This is a genomic window from Chitinophaga filiformis, from assembly GCF_023100805.1.
GTDB lineage: Bacteria > Bacteroidota > Bacteroidia > Chitinophagales > Chitinophagaceae > Chitinophaga > Chitinophaga filiformis_B.
Genome location: NZ_CP095855.1, coordinates 3,828,339 through 3,849,981 on the forward strand (window position 1 = coordinate 3,828,339; position 21,643 = coordinate 3,849,981).

The 21,643-nt window shown below is 50.6% G+C and carries 12 protein-coding genes; 9 read left to right on the plus strand and 3 right to left on the minus strand.

What is annotated here, in order from left to right; genetic code table 11:
- Positions 1-165 precede the first annotated feature (165 nt).
- The 9 genes from MYF79_RS15345 to rhaM all read left to right on the plus strand — a co-directional run bounded on the left by MYF79_RS15345 (position 166) and on the right by rhaM (position 10,286).
- Positions 166-774 (plus strand): hypothetical protein, encoded by a 609-nt coding sequence (locus tag MYF79_RS15345; RefSeq protein WP_247814846.1) that lies wholly within the window; start codon positions 166-168, stop codon positions 772-774.
- 153 nt (positions 775-927) lie between these two features.
- Positions 928-1,980 (plus strand): L-rhamnose/proton symporter RhaT, encoded by a 1,053-nt coding sequence (rhaT, locus tag MYF79_RS15350; protein ID WP_247814847.1) that lies wholly within the window; start codon positions 928-930, stop codon positions 1,978-1,980.
- Positions 1,981-1,999: 19 nt separating this feature from the next.
- A complete protein-coding gene (locus tag MYF79_RS15355) occupies positions 2,000-4,123 on the plus strand; it encodes a bifunctional aldolase/short-chain dehydrogenase (RefSeq protein WP_247814848.1) in 2,124 nt (707 codons plus the stop codon).
- Positions 4,124-4,365: 242 nt separating this feature from the next.
- Complete coding sequence (locus MYF79_RS15360; RefSeq protein WP_247814849.1) at positions 4,366-5,640, plus strand: sugar isomerase; 1,275 nt, start codon at positions 4,366-4,368, stop codon at positions 5,638-5,640.
- Positions 5,641-5,657: 17 nt separating this feature from the next.
- A complete protein-coding gene (locus tag MYF79_RS15365) occupies positions 5,658-7,040 on the plus strand; it encodes an FGGY-family carbohydrate kinase (protein WP_247814850.1) in 1,383 nt (460 codons plus the stop codon).
- A gap of 4 nt (positions 7,041-7,044) precedes the next feature.
- Positions 7,045-7,779, plus strand: a complete 735-nt coding sequence (locus MYF79_RS15370; RefSeq protein ID WP_247814851.1) for a (Fe-S)-binding protein — start codon at positions 7,045-7,047, stop codon at positions 7,777-7,779.
- A gap of 28 nt (positions 7,780-7,807) precedes the next feature.
- Positions 7,808-9,184, plus strand: a complete 1,377-nt coding sequence (locus MYF79_RS15375) for a lactate utilization protein B (RefSeq protein WP_247814852.1) — start codon at positions 7,808-7,810, stop codon at positions 9,182-9,184.
- Between the two features lie 176 nt (positions 9,185-9,360).
- A complete protein-coding gene (locus tag MYF79_RS15380) occupies positions 9,361-9,954 on the plus strand; it encodes a lactate utilization protein C (RefSeq protein WP_247814853.1) in 594 nt (197 codons plus the stop codon).
- 20 nt (positions 9,955-9,974) lie between these two features.
- The gene (gene rhaM, locus MYF79_RS15385; RefSeq protein WP_247814854.1) at positions 9,975-10,286 is read left to right on the plus strand and encodes an L-rhamnose mutarotase; all 312 of its coding nucleotides are present in this window, start codon (positions 9,975-9,977) and stop codon (positions 10,284-10,286) included.
- Between the two features lie 211 nt (positions 10,287-10,497).
- Here rhaM and MYF79_RS15390 read toward each other — a convergent pair whose 3' ends face one another.
- The 3 genes from MYF79_RS15390 to MYF79_RS15400 are packed head-to-tail and all read right to left on the minus strand — an operon-like array spanning position 10,498 to position 21,597.
- Positions 10,498-13,137, minus strand: coding sequence for a hypothetical protein (locus MYF79_RS15390; protein WP_247814855.1), 2,640 nt, complete (start codon positions 13,135-13,137; stop codon positions 10,498-10,500).
- A gap of 3 nt (positions 13,138-13,140) precedes the next feature.
- Positions 13,141-13,641 carry a DUF4402 domain-containing protein gene (locus MYF79_RS15395; RefSeq protein ID WP_247814856.1) on the minus strand — a complete coding sequence of 167 codons (501 nt, stop codon included), beginning with the start codon at positions 13,639-13,641 and terminating at the stop codon, positions 13,141-13,143.
- A 6-nt stretch (positions 13,642-13,647) separates the two neighbouring features.
- The gene (locus tag MYF79_RS15400; RefSeq protein WP_247814857.1) at positions 13,648-21,597 is read right to left on the minus strand and encodes a hypothetical protein; all 7,950 of its coding nucleotides are present in this window, start codon (positions 21,595-21,597) and stop codon (positions 13,648-13,650) included.
- Positions 21,598-21,643 lie beyond the last annotated feature (46 nt).

Consider the following 21,643-nt stretch of genomic DNA (forward strand, 5'->3'; position numbering starts at 1 on the left):
ACTGCTGATTGACATCTTACTGTGATGTGTTGTCTGGCAGAAGGGCTTCAGATGCTGCTTTCGTGGGAACTGTAGAAAAACCGGGTATTACGATTACAGTTATCATACGGTATACACTTGATTATATTTTTTTATATTTTTGTCTGAAATAACTGATCCTATCCTATGAGAAAATACTTCCTGCTGACAGCAGTCATAGCGCTGACCTATATTGCCTGCTCCAAAGAGGCAGGTATTAGCGGCGGAACGAATAACCCTGTTGATACCACTGGAACACCTGGATCTGGATCCGGATCCGGAAACAACAAGACAGATAGCGTCGTTACATTTACAGATCTGAAGTTTTCTTTAACACCGGCAAGTGAGAGCTATGGTCGCGTTTTCTCTTCTTTTAAAGGAAATGTGTACCTGGATAGCAATATTCCTGATACGCTGGGCAGGTATATAGATGTGGCCTTCAATAACTTCGGCGCCTTCTCTATGTTCTTTACTAGTCCTAACGATCAAAGTTTTGATCTGAAGATACCCGGTACCCTGACCACCCTGGTGCGTAACCTGGTGCCTGCAGATACTTTCAATGTTAATTCTTTCGATACTATCATGCACGCCTCTACTCTTAAAAAGTTAACCGTTGTTACAGACGGTGAAAGCTTTGCTTCGTCAGACATGCCACTGCTGATATTCTTCCGCAATGGTTTCGCCAAGACGGGCATCATTAAGGTAAAGGCAATAACAACAGATTATATCGTTGCCGATGTGAAAGTAATGTACTGATATTAAGATATTTATGCAGAGAGAATAAGGCTGGCGCTCATGTGAGGTCAGCCTTTCCTTATTTTAGCCCCAATAGGAATGTGTAGGACAGTTGCCCCACTGCCTTTATTTAAATTTGAAAGGTTCCACGATTAAACACACAATTCCACAATTATGCAAGCTATTTTAGGTGTCTTTTTTCATTTCATAGGAGGTTTTGCTTCCGGTAGTTTTTATATCCCTTTCAAAAAAGTAAAGAACTGGGCCTGGGAAAGTTATTGGATAGTGGGCGGCTTTTTCTCCTGGTTAATAGTTCCCTTCCTCGCAGCCTGGATTACCGTGCCCGATTTCCTGAGCATCATCAGTAAAACGGATGGTACTACTATCTTCTGGACCTATTTTATGGGCGTGTTGTGGGGGATCGGCGGCCTTACTTTCGGGCTTGCTATGCGCTACCTGGGCATGTCCCTGGGAATGTCAGTGGCGCTGGGATATACATCCGCCTTCGGCTCCCTTATTCCTCCTATCTACAGGGATCTGTTCACTTCCGATACGACACACACTTTTTCAGCTATGCTAAAAAGTCCCGGCGGATTGTTAGTGCTGGGCGGCGTTGTTGTCTGCCTGCTGGGTATCGCTATTTGTGGTGCTGCGGGCGTGATGAAGGAAAGAGAATTGTCCGAAGACCAGAAAAAACAAAGTATACAGGAATTCGACCTTAAAAAAGGATTGATAGTTGCAACGGTATCCGGCATCCTGAGCGCCTGTTTCAATTTTGGTATTGAGGCGGGAAAGCCCATGGCGGCTATTGCTGTGGAGCAGGGCAGTAATCCCTTATTCCAGAACAACGTGATATTCGTCGTATTACTCTGGGGTGGGCTCACTACTAACCTGCTGTGGTGTTTGCTGCTGAATATACGGAATAAAACCTTCGGTGATTATGTCAATAAAGAAACACCCCTGGCGGGCAATTATTTCTTTGCCGCGCTGGCCGGTACCACCTGGTTCTTCCAGTTCTTCTTTTATGGCATGGGCGAGAGTAAGCTTGGTAATGGCGCGAGTTCCTGGATACTGCACATGGCATTTATTATCATGATCTCCAGCCTGTGGGGTATCACCCTGAAGGAATGGAAAGGGGTGAGCCGGAAGACATTCGGAACGATCATACTCGGTGTAATAACGATTATGGCTTCCGTAATGCTGGTCGGCTACGGTAATTCATTATAACTAATTTAAAAAAGAACATATGTCGGTTTCTTCCTTAACAAATTTCAAACATGTAAGTTATCTCTGGGACGAGCAGAAAGCCGCTGCATTGGCAGGTGATGAGGTAGCACTGCTGATCTACCGTTCTAACCTGCTGGGCGCCGATCTCCGGCTCACCAATTATGGTGGTGGCAACACATCCTGTAAGGTGATGGCGAAAGATCCGCTGACGGGCAAACAAACGGAAGTAATGTGGGTAAAAGGATCAGGTGGTGACCTGGGTACCCTGAAACGCAGCGGTCTGGCGGCATTATATGTTGAGCGGCTGCATAGCCTGGAGAATATCTACAAGGGTATTGAACAGGAAGATGAGATGGTGGAGCTTTTCAATCATTGCATTTTTGATCTTAGTTCCAAAGCTCCTTCTATTGATACGCCACTGCACGGTTTCCTGCCATTCAAACATATTGACCATTTACATCCTGACGCTGCCATTGCTATTGCTGCTGCGAAAGATGGCGAGCGTATAACAAAAGAGCTCTTTGGTGGCACTATTGGCTGGGTGCCCTGGCAGCGCCCCGGTTTTGATCTTGGTCTACAACTGAGACAATGCCTGCGCGACAACCCGGGTATCAGGGGTATTATGTTGGGCTCTCACGGACTATTCACCTGGGGAGATACCGCCTACGAAAGTTATGTGAACACCCTCGAAGTGATCGAGCGTTGTGCTGCCTATCTCGAAAAACATTATGGAAAGAAAGGACCGGTTTTCGGTGGTGCACGTATCACATCGCCGGCTCCTGAAGTACGTCGTAAGCAGGCGGCTGCACTGGCGCCCGTACTGCGCGGATTGTGTTCTGCGCACACCCGGATGGTGGGTCATTTTACAGATGATCCGCGCGTGCTGGAGTTCATTAACTCCAAAGACCTTGACAGACTGGCGCCGCTGGGTACCAGTTGTCCTGACCACTTTCTGCGTACGAAGATCAGTCCCCTGGTATTACCGCTGGAGCCCCAGGCTGCCCTGGACGATGTTACCGCAGTGAAACAGCAACTGGAACCTTTGTTTGCCGCCTACAGGCAGATGTATACTGACTATTACAATACCTGCCGTCATCCGAACAGCCCTGCTTTACGCGATCCCAATCCTGTGGTGATACTGTATCCCGGTATTGGTATGTTCACTTTCTCGAAAGATAAACAGACGGCAAGGGTAGCGGCTGAGTTTTATACCAACGCCATCAACGTCATGAAAGGCGCTGAGGCAATTTCTGAATATACCGCTCTGCCCCGCCAGGAGGCTTTTGATATAGAATACTGGCTGCTGGAAGAAGCGAAACTACAGCGTATGCCAAAGCCAAAGGCGTTATCCGGCCGCATTGCGCTGATCACAGGCAGTGCCGGTGGCATCGGTAAAGCTATTGCAAAACGTTTTGCCGATGAAGGTGCATGCGTGGTGATCAATGACAATGATGCCGGGCGACTGCAATCTGCAAAGGAGGAATTCTCAAAACAGTATGGACAGGACGTGTTCACTACAGCGATACTGGATGTGACGAAAAGCGACGATATAAAAGCCGCATACGATGTGGCCAGCCTGGCTTTTGGCGGGGTAGACATGGTGATCAACTGCGCGGGCCTGTCTATTTCCAAACCACTGGAAGCGCACACGGAAAAAGACTGGGACCTCTTGTATGATGTATTGGTGAAAGGTCAGTTCCTGGTTACCCGGCAAGGCGTGGAAGTGATGCGCAAGCAGGATCTGGGTGGTGATGTCATTAATATCGTAAGTAAGAATGCCCTGATGAGTGGGCCGAACAATGCGGGCTACGGTTCTGCCAAGGCCGCACAACTGCACCTGAGCCGACTGAATGCTGCAGAACTGGGTAAGGATGGTATTCGTGTGAATGTGGTGAATCCGGATGCAGTGATCGCTGACAGCAAAATATGGGAAGGCGACTGGGCTGCGGGCCGCGCCAAAGCCTATGGCGTTACGGTAGAAGAATTACCTGCTTATTACGCAAAACGTACCCTGCTGAACCAGGTGATACTGCCGGAAGATATTGCCAACGCATGTTTCGCCATCACAGGAGGCCTGTTGAGTAAATCGACCGGTAACGTGATCAACGTTGATGGTGGCGTTGCTGCCGCTTTTGTGAGATAAGCGCTTGCGTAATTAATCATCAGTCGCAGTATGATTGACATTAATAGTGGTGTTACCGCAGTTAATAGTGGCGCCATCGCAGTTTTTGTAAGATAAATTCTTTCATCAGTTAAATACCAGTTACATTGAGTCAACACATGCTCCTGGCCCCGGCCAGGCCGGCATGTGTTGATAATGTGCTGAGACGCGTATCACTAACAAAAAACTTTTCCTAATTTACTAACAACCCAACGCATCCCGTTATGAATATTGAGAAATTTCAGATAGCTGAATTCAATGATGCTCACCGGCAGGTACACGAGCGCAGCTTTGAATATATAGCAGGTACAGTGCCGCAGGTAGATGATATTTTGCAGAAATTACAGGAGTTCCAGGTGGCAATTCCCAGCTGGGCTTTAGGAACTGGCGGCACCCGCTTTGGCCGTTTTTCCGGTGGCGGAGAGCCCCGTAACCTGGAAGAAAAGATCTCTGACATTGGCATCCTGCATGCATTGAACAGGAGCAGTGGCGCCATTTCGCTGCATATTCCCTGGGATATTCCTGAGAATGCCGCCAGCATCAAAGCCCTGGCGGCACAGCACGACATCCGTTTCGATGCCGTTAATTCCAATACCTTCCAGGACCAGCCAGGTCAGGCGCTGAGCTATAAGTTCGGCTCCCTGCATCATACCGATAAGGGCGTCCGGAAACTGGCTATTGAGCACAATATTGAAGTGATAAAATATGGAGTGGAACTGGGCTCCAATGCGCTGAGCCTATGGCTGGCAGACGGTTCCTGCTTTCCCGGTCAGCTGAACTTCCGGGGCGCCTTTAAGCGTACGCTGGACAGTCTGCAGGAAATATACGCCACCCTGCCCGATGCCTGGAAGCTGTACATCGAATACAAGGCATATGAACCTAATTTTTATTCTACTACAATAGGCGACTGGGGACAGTCATTGCTTTTTGCAAATAAGCTGGGGCCAAAGGCTTATACGCTGGTGGACCTGGGGCATCATCTGCCCAACGCCAATATCGAACAGATCGTGGCATTGCTCTTAATGGAAGGCAAACTGGCAGGCTTTCATTTCAATGATTCTAAATATGGCGATGACGATCTTACTGTAGGCAGTATCAATCCCTATCAGTTGTTCCTCATCTTTAATGAACTGGTGGAAGGTATGGACGCGCGTGGGATGAATCATGCCAATGATCTGGGATGGATGATAGATGCTTCTCATAATGTAAAAGACCCCCTGGAAGATCTACTGCAATCTGTAGAGGCCATCATGATCGCTTATGCCCAGGCCCTGCTGGTAGATACCAAAGCTTTACAGGCGGCGCAGCAGAACAATGATGCCGTAGCGGCACAGGAAATACTGCAATATGCTTATCGTACGGATGTCCGCCCACTGGTAGCACATGCGCGCCTGCAGGCAGGCGGTGTTTTACAGCCGGTTGCCTTTTACAGGCAATTCAAGGTAAGAGAGCAGCTCATAAAGGAAAGAGGCCTGAAAACCGTAGCAACGGGATTATAATTTCTAATTTCCGCAGGATGCGCTGTATTGCAATACTCGACATTGGTAAAACTAACAAGAAGATATTCCTGATCGACGAGCACTACCGGATCGTATGGGAAAGAGGCGCCTGCTTCGATGAAACAGTGGACGAAGACGGGGACGCCTGTGAGAATATTGAACTGCTTACAAACTGGGTGAAGAACAGTATTCATGAGCTGTTGCAATTGCCCGGGTATACCATTGTAGCGTTTAATTTTAGTACCTATGGCGCCAGCCTTGTTTACCTGGATGAACAGGGACAGGTGCTGGCACCCTTGTACAACTATCTGAAACCTTATCCTGCCGGTATGGAGGAGGCCCTGCACAAGGCCGCCGGCGGATCCGAAAGGTTATGTAGCGATACCGCTTCTCCTGCGCTGGGCAGCCTGAATGCGGGCCTGCAGTTCTACCGGCTGAAACAATTGCAGCCCGCTGTCTTCAACAAGGTGAAATATGCCCTGCATTTGCCCCAGTATATCAGCTTCCTGGTAACAGGCCAGCCCCTGTCCGATATCACCAGCATTGGCTGTCATACAATGTTGTGGGACTTTACCCGGCAATATTACCACGACTGGGTATTGCGGGAAGGACTGGCAGAAAAACTGCCTCCCGTTTTTCCCGGCAACGATGTACTACCGGCAACTATTGATGAGTACAACTGTATTGCCGGCGTGGGACTGCACGACAGCTCAGCCGCATTGATCCCATACCTGGCCAGTTTCTCGGAGCCTTTTGCGCTCATTTCTACAGGTACCTGGTGTATTACCCTCAATCCGTTTAATAACAGCCCTTTAACGGCCAGTGAACTGGCGTCCGACTGTCTTTGCTACCTGACCTATGAAAACCGCCCTGTAAAGGCCGCAAGGCTCTTTGCTGGCAATGAGCACGAGCAGCAGGTAAAAAGGCTGGCAGAATATTATCAGACACCGGTAAATTACTACCAGCAAGTAGCCTTCGACCCCGCTATATTTGCCAGGTTGCTTGCGGAAGCTCCCCAACAGGAACGGCCGGTATCCGGTACGGGTTTGTTGCAGGCCTCCCGCTTTGCAGAAAGGTCATTGAACAACTTTACCAGCTATGAAATTGCCTATCACCGTTTACTGATGGACATCATGGAACAACAGCAGTTCTCATCATCGCTGGTAATAGATGGTACACCGGTAAAACGTATTTTCGTGGATGGTGGATTCAGCAGGAATACGGTATACATGCACCTGCTGGCAGCAGCTTTCCCGCAGATGGAGGTCTATGCGGCCTCCGTAGCGCAGGCTACGGCTATAGGAGCCGCCCTTGCCATTCATCGCCACTGGAACACACAGCCTTTACCGGCCGACCTCGTAGAGATGAGACATTATAGCCACGGCTCGATTTATATTTGAAAAAATGAAAGTAGGACTCTTCATACCCTGTTACATAGACCAGTTTTATCCGCAGGTAGGCGTTGCCACCTTATCACTACTGGAGAAACTGGGTTGTGATGTGGTATATCCACAGGGACAAACCTGTTGCGGACAACCCATGGCCAACTCCGGATTTGAACACCTGACCCACGGTTGCAATGAACTTTTCGTAAACCATTTTGAGGATTTTGACTACATCGTAGCGCCTTCGGGTAGTTGCGTACTGCATATCAAAGACCATCTGCATGTGGATGGAAAAGAGCAGGCCGCGACCCATATCCGTCAGCGGATATACGAGTTGGCGGAATTCCTGACAGATGTGTTGAAGGTAGATCACCTCAAAGCGAAATTCCCGCATAAGGTCGGTATACACCAGAGCTGCCACGGGCAGCGTGGCCTGGGCCTGGCCCAGATGAGCGAACTGGTGGCGGCTCCTTTCTCCAAACCACAGCAACTGCTGCAGATGGTGGAAGGACTGGAACTGGTAGAGCTGAAACGGACAGATGAATGCTGTGGCTTCGGTGGAACTTTCTGTGTTTTCGAAGAAGCAGTTTCTGTAAAGATGGGTAAAGACCGTATTGCCGATCATGTCAATAACGGTGCAGAATATATTACCGGCAATGACGTCAGCTGCCTGATGCACCTGGAAGGCATTTTACGCCGCCAGAAAAGCAGTGTCAAAGTGCTGCATATTGCGGAAATACTGAACGCTATTTAACCTTATCCCGCTTCCAATTTTGAAAGGTATGGAACATCAACATAAAGAACATTCCCTGCTCGCGGATGAATTTAATGCCAATGAGCCCCGTGTGAACTGGCATGATGAAACACTCTGGTGGGTACGTCAGAAGAGGGATAAAATGGCCTGGAGTATTCCCGAATGGGAAGAGCTGAGAGAGGCGGCGTCCCGCATTAAACACAACGTGCTGGGCAACCTGCATGATTACCTGCTGGAGTTCGAAAAGAATGCACAGGCCAATGGTGCGGTGGTACACTGGGCTGCTGATGCGGCGGAGCATAATAAGATCGTGCTGCAACTCCTGCAGCAGCAGGGTGTGAAACGCATGGTGAAAAGTAAGTCCATGCTCACCGAAGAATGTCATTTGAATCCATATCTCGCTGAACACGGTATTGAGGTGATAGATACGGACCTGGGTGAACGTATTGTACAATTGGCGAAAGAACCGCCAAGTCATATCGTATTGCCCTGTATCCATAAAAAGAAAGAGGAGATAGGCGAACTGTTTCATGAACACCTGGGCACTCCTGCGGGGAATGCCGATCCCAAGTTCCTGACTGCCGCCGCGCGTCAGCACCTGCGGGCGGAATTCATCCAGTCGCGGGTAGCTATTACAGGTGTGAACTTCGCAGTAGCTGAGACAGGAGAGATGGTGGTTTGCACCAATGAAGGCAACGCCGATATGGGCGCTCACCTGGCAGATGTACATATCGCCTGTATGGGTATCGAAAAGATCATTCCTCAAAGAAAACACCTCGGTGTTTTCCTTCGCTTACTGGCCAGAAGCGCTACCGGCCAGCCTATTACCACTTACAGCAGTCATTTCCGCGCACCTAAAGCAGGACAGCAGCTGCACATTGTGCTGGTGGATAATGGCCGTAGTCGTCAGCTGGGGCGTGAGGATTTCCGTAACTCGCTGAAATGTATCCGTTGCGGGGCTTGTATGAATACCTGTCCTGTGTACCGTCGTAGCGGCGGACATAGCTATCATAACGCTATTGCGGGGCCGATTGGCGCTATATTGGCGCCAAACCTGGACATGAAGGAATATGCAGACCTGCCCTTTGCATCTACCTTGTGCGGTTCCTGTTCCAATGTATGTCCGGTGAAGATCGATATCCATCAGCAGCTCTATAAATGGCGGCAGGTGATCACACAGGAAGGATATACAAAAAAGACGAAAGCCGCCGGTATGCATGCCATGAATATCGTATTGTCCAAACCCGGATTATATAAAACTGCCGGAGGCGTTGGACGTTGGGTGATGAGAACATTCCCGGCTGTTGTGAACAATGGTCTGAACCCATGGTTCAAACAGCGTGAAATGCCGGCACCGCCCAGGGAATCATTTGCCGACTGGTACAAGAAGAACAGGAAGCAATAACAACAACTTCCGGTCAACTCCGTCAGGAGTAGTATGTTTGTAGCCCGGGACGACAACCCCGGGGACGGCACGCCCGGGATGACAACCCGGGACGGCACGCCTGGATGACAACCCGGGAACGGCACGCCCGGGACGGCAATAACAACGATGTTTCAACAATATCAAAATCAACGTATATGTCCCGCGAAAGTATTCTCGCCGCTATAAAAAAGAATCAACCGGAGCAGCAGCCATTGCCTGATCTGAACGCCTTCCGGCGCACAGGGCCCGGCGATCCTGCCGCCTTCAGAAAAGTAGTGGAAGCACTTGGCGGACAGGTTTTCGAAATCAGTTCATATTCGGAAATACCGCCCCTGGTGGCGGAACATCATTCCGGGGCACGCAGGATCATCTCCCTGCAGGACAGATACCTGCCCGGTGCAATAACAGCATGGGAAGCCGGTGATGGCCGCCAGCTTGAGGATGTAGACCTGGCTATCATTCCCGGGCAATTCGGTGTGGCAGAGAATGGCGCTATATGGATCACAGACATTGAAGTAAAGGAAAGAGTATTGCCTTTCATTACCCAGCACCTGGCTATTGTCGTTTCTTCATTGAATATCGTGCCTACCATGCATGATGCCTATGAGGAGCATATTGCGCGGCCGGGTGGTAGTTTCGGCGTTTTCATTGCCGGCCCTTCCAAAACGGCGGATATAGAACAATCGCTGGTATTGGGGGCGCACGGCGCTAAAAGCCTGACAGTCTTCCTGTATACGCCTCCTGCTTAACCTTAAACCCCCATCCCGTTATGAAGATCGCCTTTAAGATGCGCCTGAAACCAGGCTGCAAAGAAGAATACCGTAAGCGCCATGATGCCATCTGGCCGGAGCTCAAACAACTGTTGAAGCAGCATGGTGTAAGCGATTATACCATCTTCCTCGATGAAGAAACAAATATCCTGTTTGCCGTGCAGCAACAGGATGGCGGGCAGTCCTCACAGGATCTGGGGAAACTGGCTATTGTGCAACGCTGGTGGGACTATATGGCCGATATCATGGAAACGAATGAAGATCATTCCCCGGTAACAATGCCACTGCTGAAGGTCTTTCATATGGATTAATATATCTTACTTTTTTCAGCTGCACAAATGAAGGCTGTCATATAGACCCTGACAGCGCTTATGTTTTCTCCAATACACAGCACTGGCGAAGATCTTTTATTCAGACCTGGTCAGCGCGTACTTTTTCATCAACTTCACTGACGAAGGGCTTCCTGCTTAAGGGGAGCGTTTACATTTTACCAGTATACCGTCACTGCCCGAAGTTCAATACTTATTTCTTCTCCAATATAAATTCAATATCATCAATTACATCTCCTTCCTTCCTGCTGCTGATATGAAGATTGTATGCCGGTTGCTGAGTGCTCATCCTTAATTTTTTCAGCTGTGCAGCATCAGGTTGTATCACATAATCACCCGGGGGAAGTCCCATGTAATTGAAATACCCGTCAGATTCCGTCAGGATGCATTTCACAAGCGTACTGTCTGATTTATAGATGCAGATCTTTATACCGCCCTGCTCTTTCAGCAATGTATCTTCCTTCAGATAAACAACACCGGATACTTCACCCGCCACCGATACCGGCACATCGATCCGCCGTAACTGGTTGGGCTCTATGATCACCTTTATAGCAGGTTTTTTGATCTGCCAGGAAATATTCTCAAATCCCTTTGATTCCAGTTCAAACAGGTAGGCTGCATAGGGTTCCATGTCGAGAATGGCGATACTGGTGTCCCGCAGACTTCTGATCATGCGGCCGCCATTGTACTTTAACTGCAGGCCTTCTACTCTTGGTTCTCCGGCATCCTGTCGTTCATTGTTATTAAGGTCGAGGAAAGGCACAAATACGACGCCTCCTGAACCTACACTGCTGCGGCTATTGGTGCCGGTATAACCGGATCTTCCGTCATGAATGATGCTGCCCCTTGCTGATTCCACCAGGGTAGTGAGGTTGTTGTTCCGCCACAGCGAGAAGCCGATCTGGGCGAAAGAGAAATCATACCGTAAGCCTATACCATAGTTAGTGATGCCATTACGATAATTCTTCTCGTAAGAAACATTCAGGTAGCCGTTCCGGAAGAGGTATTTACCTGCTTCACAGCGTATGGCCATAAAGCGGTGACTGTTATATTCATACTGCGCCTGCGGCGTCAGCATGATCTTGCCCGGGATGCGGAAGGTCAGCGCCAGGTTGCTATACACGAACGGAGATTCGTCTTTCATGAAGATCGCGTAAGTGGACAGGTTAGTACCTACGTTAAAAACAGCGCCGGATAACAGCCATTCAGTCGTTGTATAACTGGACACCGGCAGCACGATCTGGTTAAGCGTCAGGCGGGTGAACAGGGAGAAATTCTTGGTAAAAAATGGTTTTGATACAATCGCTTTACGCTCTTCCCGCCAGTTGTAAATAATAGCGGTCTGCCCTTTTTTATACTTCGTATAGTTCAATTCTGCCTGCAGGTTATTCCTGCTGCGATAGCTCAGAATGCCCCTCGCTCTTACACCATGTGTATATTCGCCGGAGAACAGCAGGTTGGCGGCAATGCGCATGGAAGTGGTAACAAATGGCAGCGTATTGGCTTTTCGGATAGAAGATAGGTATTCCACACCTGCTCCGACGGTAATGTTGCGTGTCAGCCCATAATTGAGCTGTACGCGGCCTAGCTTACTGTTTGTTGTGTCCTCTGCCACACCTGCACTGGCCGTATATTCAAATTCGTTTTTAGGCAGGAAATTGAAAGGGATATTGATATTCTCTTCCTGGAAACGTTCTTCTCCCCATGGACCATAGAACCGTAGCCTGATCTGTGAATTACCATATACCAGGGGTACCTGGAATGTATAGAAGCCTGCTGCATCCGCCACTGTGTAATCAACCAGTGCATTATTGATATAAAGCTCTACCGTCCAGCCCGGGTCCGTGAAATTACTCAGGGTATAACTCCCATAAGATCGCCTGTAGGTGGTCGGTGCATTGGTTACCTGTACGCCTACCACCGGTGCAAAAAGCGAAGCGATGGTTGGCGTGAAGATCTTTCCTGCAATGACCTGCCGCAGCCAGGGCCGTTCGTTGTTCACAAAGCGCAGGCGATAATATTGTTGCCGCTGGTCGAAGGGGCGTATGATATTGCTATCAGGATGTGCAGGCAGCAATTGTTGCCGCGCATAGTTATTATAGTTGAGGGAGACGGTGGCTTCACCGCCCGCAAAGGTGCCACCCAGCGTCAGGTTGAACCAGGTATCGTTCACATTCTGTAGTCTTTGGGTAGATACCACAGACCAGTCGGCCATCCCGAACTTAAATAGTTGCTTACTTCTCGGGATGGTAGTATCTGCCCTGATATTGCCCTTTAGCCTGTTAAGGTTACTGTACATCAGCTGCTGACGCATTTCCCGCATGGCAGGCAACTCGAATTTCGATGTAACGTTGACTGACAGGCTTCGGAAATTGAACTGGCAATTCAGGCCAAATACTTTATTGAAATCGTCAGTCCGCAGGTACAGGCCGGTTTCCTGTTTTACCAGCTCTTCGGGCCCAAGGCGGAACTCCTTATCCCGGTAACTGATGCGGTTGTGTTTTTTGTCGATCAGGAAAACGGCGTCCTGGCTGATGAAGAAACCAGATATGCTATCATAGTTTTCTGATGGCGTATTCCTGATCCGGAGGAAATTGAACATATCTGTAATGGACAGGTAGGCTGTTTCATCTTTCACTACCGCTGGTATCTCTGCACCGCCAAATCCCTGTAATACCACCATGATGGAAGTCTCTTCAAACTTCGGGTCTTCATCGTTGTCAATATCCGTGGCAAGGGCAGGCAATGCGGCAATCGCCGCTAACAGCAGCATGCAGATCACCCTGCAATGATGCAGGAAACGAGTGGTAATATGGACGATGTTGCCTGTCATTCCCTATTCCTGTATAAACGTGACTGAAAATATTCCACTGTAGCTGCCTGCAGGGTTGGCAGGCGGCGAACCCACCGTTAATGTACCGCCAATGCGTACCAGTGTACGGGCGGGTGGGGTAGCGGTTGTGATAAAGGGTGTACCTGTGCTTGATGTACCAATATGCAGTGACAGCGTCCCGCCATTACTGCCGGTCAGTATTGCATCGGGACCGTTCATGATGGAAATAAGGGTGCCCGGATTGGCATCTACTTCAAATATGGCAGGAGAAAAAGGAAAACCGAGATTGGCCTGTACAATACTGCCGGAAACAGACCTGGATCCGTCGGGATAAATAGTGACAGTACCCCCGCTTACGCCCTGGAAAAAAGCACCGAATATCAGGCCCTGCGCAGGATTCACATATACGGATATGGGACGCGGCGGCGGCTCCTGTGCAAGCAGCGGTGGCGCTATTTGCATCAACAGCAGCAAAAGGACTGAATATGGGAATAATAGTCTCATGAACAATTATTGATTTCCGATGAATACTTTTTTAGACACCTGTTGCCCGCTTGCATGGAAGGTGACGATGTAAATACCACTACTATAGTTCGATCCCAGCAGGTAACGCCCGTTGCCGCTAAAATCCTTGCGGAGCAGTACCTGTCCTGAGAAATTGCAAACAGTGATGGCACATTTTTCTCCCGGTACTTTGTCGAACTGTCCGTATAAATTGTTACCTGCACTATATGCATGATAATATGCAGCACTATTGCCTGAAGGATTATTAACTGCACCGGGCTTCAGTACCAGGAAGAACCGGTTATCGTAGGAACCTTTGCGCAACAGCAGCCGGTAAGGTGTTGTACTGTGCAGGTCATGTGTGATATCCGCTTCCTTATCATACAGGTAAAAATGCCTGTCTGCCGGCATCCGCTCCCGTACAGGCATGGTGAAGCTGATATATCCTTCCCGTTCAAGGCTCAGCCCTAAAGGAATGCTGGTGCTGCTGTCTATATCATTGGGCCAGGCAGCGATGGATTGCCGGACATTGCCTGCAATTACGTACAGGTTGGGCACAGCAGGATCTGTGTTCATTATTTTCAATGCGTCCAGTTCCTGTTCGAAGTCCGGCACTGCGTGATTGTCAAAGTAGATCACAGCCGGATCGCCTGGCTGCCCATCGTCGGTAAAGCCTGCGCTGAGGCGTAATAAGGGCTCTGTCAAAGGCCTTTCGCGGTGGAAGTTGGGCGCCAGGTTATTGACCCTCGCGGTATTGTTGACAGCCAGTGTGCCCGACACGGGGAAGCTGCCATTGCTCACATGTACGAAGAAGCCCTGCATGGCAGGAATGATATTGGTGGCAACGCCATCGCTGGAGATGCCATTGATATACGAGCTGTATGTGCCTGTATACTGATCTGTCGTACTGGTGTTAAAATAATAAATGGCATTATCAACGTTCGTCCTTGTCCATCCGCCTGCTGCGTCCCAGTCTACCGGTGAGGGATAAGGATTGCCTACCAGGTTAAAGCCCAGTGTATAAGGCTGGTTGTTGTTGGTAAGTGCAGGGGCGGTAACTGTACCGTTGTTCACTACACCCGTCATATCGATTGTTACCGGAGTTTTATTGGCGCCCAGGTTGCCCGCATAACCCACCATGGGTGTGAGTACGCCGGAAGCTGCAGTATAGGCCGTCCAGCCGGAAGATGCCTTGTTCTCTACATAGCGGTAGAAGGTAGGGAAGCTGGCGTTGAGATTGATGTCGTCAGCAAACTCACTGACAGTTGCAGACTGGAATGGGGAGCTGAAATAAGTATATCCGAAACCGGTAGGACGGTAGCGTTGTATGGTTACATTGCCTAGTACAGCGCCGCTGCCACTGCCGTCGATCAGGGCGGTTGCTGTTGCCGTGGACAGCAGGGTCAGATAGCCGCCCGACTGAAGCTGACCGGTCGTTGCTTTCACCACGCCCGATACGTTCAATGTTCCACCGAGTGTAACTCCTGACGTATTGTTGACAGTAAGGTTCAGGATAGTATTACCCGCGAAGGTTCCCGCGGGAATGGTCTGTGCTGAACTGCCGTTCATTTCGATCGTACCATTGGTAGCGGTGAAAGTTCCACTGCTGGTGATAGTGCCGGATATCTGGAGGGTAGCCGTGCTGACTGTAAGTGATGCACCTGTCTGCAGTGTGACATTGGCCACGGTAGCAGTACCTGAACTGACAGTAGGATATGTGCTGAGACCTGATGGAACGGTAATATTGGTGGTGCCGGCAGGTACTGCATTGGCCGACCAGTTGCCGCTGGTAAACCAGTTGGCGCTCACCGCACCGGTCCAGGTGTTTTCTCCGGTCATTTCACCCACTGCTAAGGCAACAGTAAGACTTGTCAGCCCGGTAGCCTGTATAGAAGTGGGCTGCGGATTTGTGCTTGTCGTTGTTGCCCAGGTGCTGCCGTTATAGCTGGCTACCCGGAAATTGGCGGTATTGGCGCCGGCGTCTACATCGGCACTGTTCCAGTTGAGGGTGGCCGTAGCGGTAGTGAACACGGTACCGGTGTTGGTAAATGACCAGTAGCGGTTCACCGTCTTCGCGGTATTCAAAGGAGAGCTGCTGATGTTCGGATGATCCACCGGAGAGACAGCTACCAGCAGGTTACCTGCGGTAGTAACGCTGGGTATTGCGATGGTAGCCGGTGTGTAATAGAGGCTGTCGCCCGTTTCAAAGGTTCTCGTGATGCTGCCCGTTGGCAGGACCTTCTGCAATCTGCCATACACCCAGCCGGTAGCCTGCGAAGCCCCCGTAATACTGCCGCTTGCAGGTAGTATCACCGCGTAAGTGCTGCCGGTCCTGATCTTATTCAGGGTGAAATTCAGCACACCGTTCACGGTGATGTTAGATGCCAGTGAGATGATCCCGCTGGTCTTGTTGACCGTCAGGTTGTTAAAAGCGCCTGTTGAGGAGATAACCTGTGTACCTGTGCCGTTGAAATAGCTTGTGGCGCCTGTATTGGTATATGTTCCACCTGTCATGGTCCAGTTGCCGCCGATAGTATCTGTAAAACTACCTTGTACAAATGTGCCGTTCGACAGAGTAAAGTCATTTAATATTTTCAGCACTGCGGAAGCCGTTTTGGTACCTGCGGCAGAGATGACGAGGTTACCGTAACTGGTGGCGGCAGAAATGTTTTGCGTGGAGCCTCCGTATTCAACCGTGCTTAGTGTGTCGAGACTGTAGTCTACAAAGGCAGGCAGCGAGAAGGTGCTTCTCATGACGAGCCTTGCATTATTTTCAATGGTAAGAGCACTGGCTGCAGATGGGGTGATGTCAAAGCCCGCTGCATCCAGTGTACCAGAGGTGATGGTGATATCATCAACGGCGGTAAGGGTTTTGCCAAGAGAAACAACTGCTGAAGGGTCTTTCTGTACAGTTACCTGAGAGAGATCAAATGGCGTGGCAGATCCTGCGATGACAGACGGTGTTGATCCTGTCATGGTCAATGCCCCGGTTGTAGCATCGATAATACCATTGTTGGTGAAGTTGTGGCTGACCTGGAAATCCGACAATGCGGTAATGTTACCTGTGATGGCAAAATCATAAAAGGTAGTACCCGTACTTCCGGATAGCTGGCCGCCGGCGGATGTCATGGTGAAGGTAGATGTACCGCCATTGAGCGTACCATTGCTCTCAATATCCTGTGCCACAGTATAACTGTAGGAGCCTGCATTGAAAACGGCGCCACCGGATATCGTAAAGTTGCCGTTCATGGACCAGTTGGACGAGGGCGTTACACCGGCGGTATTACTGATCACAACGTTATTCAATGCTGTTGGAGTGCCGGTTACGGTGATAGCACCACTGCCGCCGAACATCACGGTACCGGTACTGCTGAATTGTGTTCCGGTAAGTTTGATGGTTTGCGCTGCGGTGGGCGTAAAGTTTATCCTGCCGGTGCTGGTAACGGTGCCATTATTGGTGAATGCCCCGGAGACAGTATGCGTGGATATTCCGCCATTGAAGACGGCGCCGCTGGCGATGTTGAATGCCACCAGCACACGCCAGCCGACACTGGGATTAATGCCTCCCGTGTTATTGACGTTCAGGGTGGCGAACTGCGGCTGACTGGTAGAATTCAGTACCGGGGGCACCGTTCCGTTGAAGGTAATGACACCACTGGAATTGGAAGTAATGGCATTGACGAAACGGATGGTCTGCAGCTGGGTACCGGAAAAGATGGTAACGCCGTTGCTGACAAGTGAACCATTGTTGGTAAGGTCTCCGTTGACGGTAGCCGTGCCGCTGCCGCCATCATAAGATCCGCCGGTGGCAATGGTCAGCAGGCCGTTGTACGCTATATTACTGCCATTCACGGCATAACTGCCGTAAATGGTAAGGCGGTTAAAGGTAGTATTGCCGCTAATGGTTTTACCGGCGCCGTTCAACGTTACCGTCCCGCTGGCTGGCGTAAAGGTGCCATTGTTGATCCAGTTGCCGTACAGGTTAATAGTATAGCTGGCGCCATTAAGTGTAGCGCCGCTATTGATGGTAAGGTCGCCGCTTACCGTGCAGGAACCGTCCAGCGTTTTTGTACCGCTGCCGCTTAATACCAGGTTGCCATAAGGCACGCCTAGTATAGTCTGTGCTATTGTTCCGTTGTAAATTGTAGTAGTGGTCGGGCTGATGGTATAGGTGGAAAATCCTGCAGGCAGATTATTGGCTCCCGCGGTTTGCATGATACTGCTATTCGCCAGTGTGAAGGTACCTCCTGCGGGCGAGCGGTTGATGGTGAAAGTGGAAACGTCCAGTGTACCGGCATTCACCGTCAGGTTACCGGTAATGTTGCAATTGCCCGTAAGTGTGGCGGCGCCGCTGGCTTTATTGATAATAAGGTTATTGAACGTTGTCGATGATATTGTTTGTGTACCGCTGCCATTCAACTGGAATGTACCCCCCGAGGAAGTAAATGTTCCGCTGTTATTCCAGTTCCCCCCCACGCTTAAGATAATACCGCCATTGTTCAGGATCGTGCCGGCCAGTATGCTAACAGTGCCCGTCACAGTGGTGTTGGCGTTGAGGTTCAGGGTGCCGAGTAAGATGTTCAAGTTGCCGCCCACAGTGGTTGCGCCGGTTATCTGGGCGCTTCCGCCTGCTTTGTTGATCTGTAGATGGTAGTAGGGGAGTGCGCCTACGGTTTGTGTACCGGTACCGTTATAGGTAACCGTGCTGGTGCCGGGTGTGAAAGTACCATTCGTATAATTGTAATTGCTGCCGATATTGAGCGTACCTGCGCCGCTGAAGGTCACGTTGGCGCCTCCCGACTGGGTAACCGATCCTGCAACTGTTACCGTACCTGCACCTACGTTAAGGTTAATGGCGTGGCCCGCTGTACCGTCGCTCAGCGCAAGATCGCCGTTCACCGTTAAAGTCTGGCCGGCTACATTGATCGTGTGCGTGGCATTGCCGGCCCAGGTGCCCCTGATATTTCCCTGTGTACTGAGGCTGCCGCCCGCGCTGAGTGTAAGCACTGCTGCCTGTACACTCCCGAAGGATATCGCTTTTACCGAGGCGGCATTGTTGATCACCGGTTGATTGGTAAAGGCCGCAGTGCCTATTTCGGCAATATCGTTGACGCCCGGAGGCAGGGAGGGCGTGCCCTGAACAGTGGTCCAGTTAGCGGCAGTGAACCAGTCGCTGCTTACGGAGCCATTCCAGCGCACCACATTGGAATTGTCTGACAATGTCCAGCGCCCGTTCACATTGGTCAGTCCGGATTGCTGTACATAGTTGGCCGTGGCGTCGTTGGCAGATTTACCTGCAGAGCCCCATGTGCCGCTGGTATTGGACCACAAGGTCATGGTAGCCTCGTTGTTTCCGTTCAGTTCCGCGTCTTCATAGTGCAGCCTGAGCGTAGAGGAACCAGTTGCCAGCGCGGTACTGATAGTGTACTGCCGGTTAATGGAGCTGCCCTGCGGAAAATCACTGATAGCGCCCGTGGCAACAGACACAGTGATGGCGCCGGTGCCGCCTGTACCCGGGGTTAGTGTATTATTGGGGCTTTCGAACGCATAGGAGGTACCGGCAATGAACGTATGCTGCCTGCGGATATTGCCAAGAATAACACCATTGCCGGTACGGGTAGTGGTGATGGTGGCGGTGTTCGTACCGGTATTCAGAAGACCGCTGGTCATATTGATGGTAGATGCAGTAATATCGCTTGCCAGGTTGACCTGGGTCGTCATAGCGCTTTTATTCAATGTAAGGGTGCTAAAAGTGCTTGTTCCGGTAATGCTGGATGGATTGTCGCCCGCAAAGGTAAAAGTGCCGGAATTGGCGTTAAAAGTGCCATTATTGACGAAATCGACCAGCACCTGGTGATTAAATGCGCCTGCTGTAAATGTAGTGCCGGCAGAAAGTGTGAAATAACTGGCTGTGATGGCGCCGGCCGCTGTCTTGGTAGAGGCGCCGGACAGCAACAGGATATTGTAGGTAATGGCATTGATATTCTGCGCCGCAGTACCATTGAAATTGACAGTATTGGGTATGGTAGAGGTCACATTCAGCGTGCCGGCGGTGACCGTAAATGTACCTGCTATACCCAGCACGGCATTCGTTGATAGTTGCAGCGAGGTGCCATTAAGGGCTACATTGAAAAGGTTGGCCGTTCCATTGAGGGTACTGGTACCAGTAAAGGTAGCCGTACCCGTACTGGCCGAAAAAGAGCCATCCACATCGAGCGTATTGTTCACAAAAAAAGAACTGGCTGTTGTGACCGTGCCAGGAATAAATAGTCCTCCAAAGCTGATCGTACCTGCTCCCGATATCGTTTTTGACGCGCCCTGCATGGTCACCGTTCCGCCGGTGCCGGTAAAGCTGCCGCTCACCGTCAGGTTGCCGTTTACGATAATACTGCTGCTGCTGGACACCGTACCGGAAATGGTCAGGTTATCGAAAGTGAAGTTCGCACCTGTAATGGTTTTAGTGCTTCCTGTCATTGTCAGCGTACCTCCGGCGTTATGGGTAAATGTGCCGGCGCCGGTAGTAGCCAGGTTGCCGCTTACAGTAATGGCACTGTTGGCGGCGGCGGTGATGTTGGTTACCAGGAAGTTTATATTGTTAAAATTATGTGCGCCTGTGCCGCTGATGGATGACCCCGGACCTCCGAAATTCACCGTGCTGGTAGCGCCGGTAAAGGTGCCATTGTTGATCCAGTTACCATCCATCTCATGCGTGAAGCTACCGCCGTTGAATGTAGTGGATGCGCCAATGTTGACGTTACCATCAACACTGATATTGGAAGCTGCAGTATAAGTAACGCCTGTTCCCGCCCCTACGGTACTGGTAAAATTACCCGCGATGGTAAATGCCGTGGAGGGCAGTGTTTTCACAACAGCCCCGCTGGAGCTGGAAAGTGTAAGATTACCGTAAGTTTCCGGCGTAACCGTTTGTGCCAGCCCGTAGTATTCCACGGTGCTGGTAAGTGAAAGCGAGTGGGTGCCATAATTGACAGGAAACGTATTCGTTCCGCCTATCCTCAGCGTGGCATTGTTGGCCACCGTGATGGCCCCGCCGGCTACAGTGGTGCCCCGGTTGGCGGTAAAAGTGGAAAGGTCCAGGGTTCCGGCCACAACGTCTATTCTGCCGGCTGTGCTTGTAGTTGAATTCAGCGCGTTCAGGTTGCCGCCCAGTGTTTTTACAAGCGCTCCGCTGATGCGGAGTGTCGAATAGGTCAGGTTATTGCGGACCGTCTGGTTGCTGAGCGTCGCACTATAGTTGACTGTACTGCCTGCACTAAGCGTAATGCTGCTCAGGCCATAATTGGCATTGAATGTGGACGCATTGACATATAGTACGCCGGTGGCGCTCACCGTTAATGCGCCTGCTCCCGACACCAGGTAGGGGGTAGTATTTTCTGCTGGTATGAAATTACCGTTCACGGTAAAGGTGCCGCTGACGGCGAAATTGACGTTTTGCGTCACCGTACTGCCCGCACCTATGGTCAGGCGCCTGAACGTGCTGGTGGCACTTCCCCCGATTGACTGGGTGGTGCCTGCCAGGTTTGTTCTGGACGATGTACTGGTAGTGGTATAGGTGCCATTGTTGACCCAATCGCCTTTTACAGTAAGAGTAACGCCCCTGTGCGTGATGGTGCACCCGCTGCCGATGGTCAGGGTGCCGGCTACTGTGAGGCTTTTGGTGATGGTCAGCACCGGGTTCCTGGCGCTTGTGACCAGCGTCAGCGACCGGCAGCTGGCAGTTGACCCGATTGTAGGCTGATACGGCCCGGTAAAGGCGGCATCGCCTATGATGGCATCAACGGATGCCGTAGGAATGCCGGCCGTCCAGTTGGCAGCATTCCTCCAGGAAGTGCTGTATGTGCCCTTCCAGCTCGTTTGTGCCCACACAGTGGCAGGCAGGGAAAACAATAAGATAAGTATCGTTAAGCGAACAGTTACAGGTTTTCCGGCGGTCCTCATTGTTTAAATATTATTTCCTGTGCACAGTGGGTTGCTGACAGCTGTC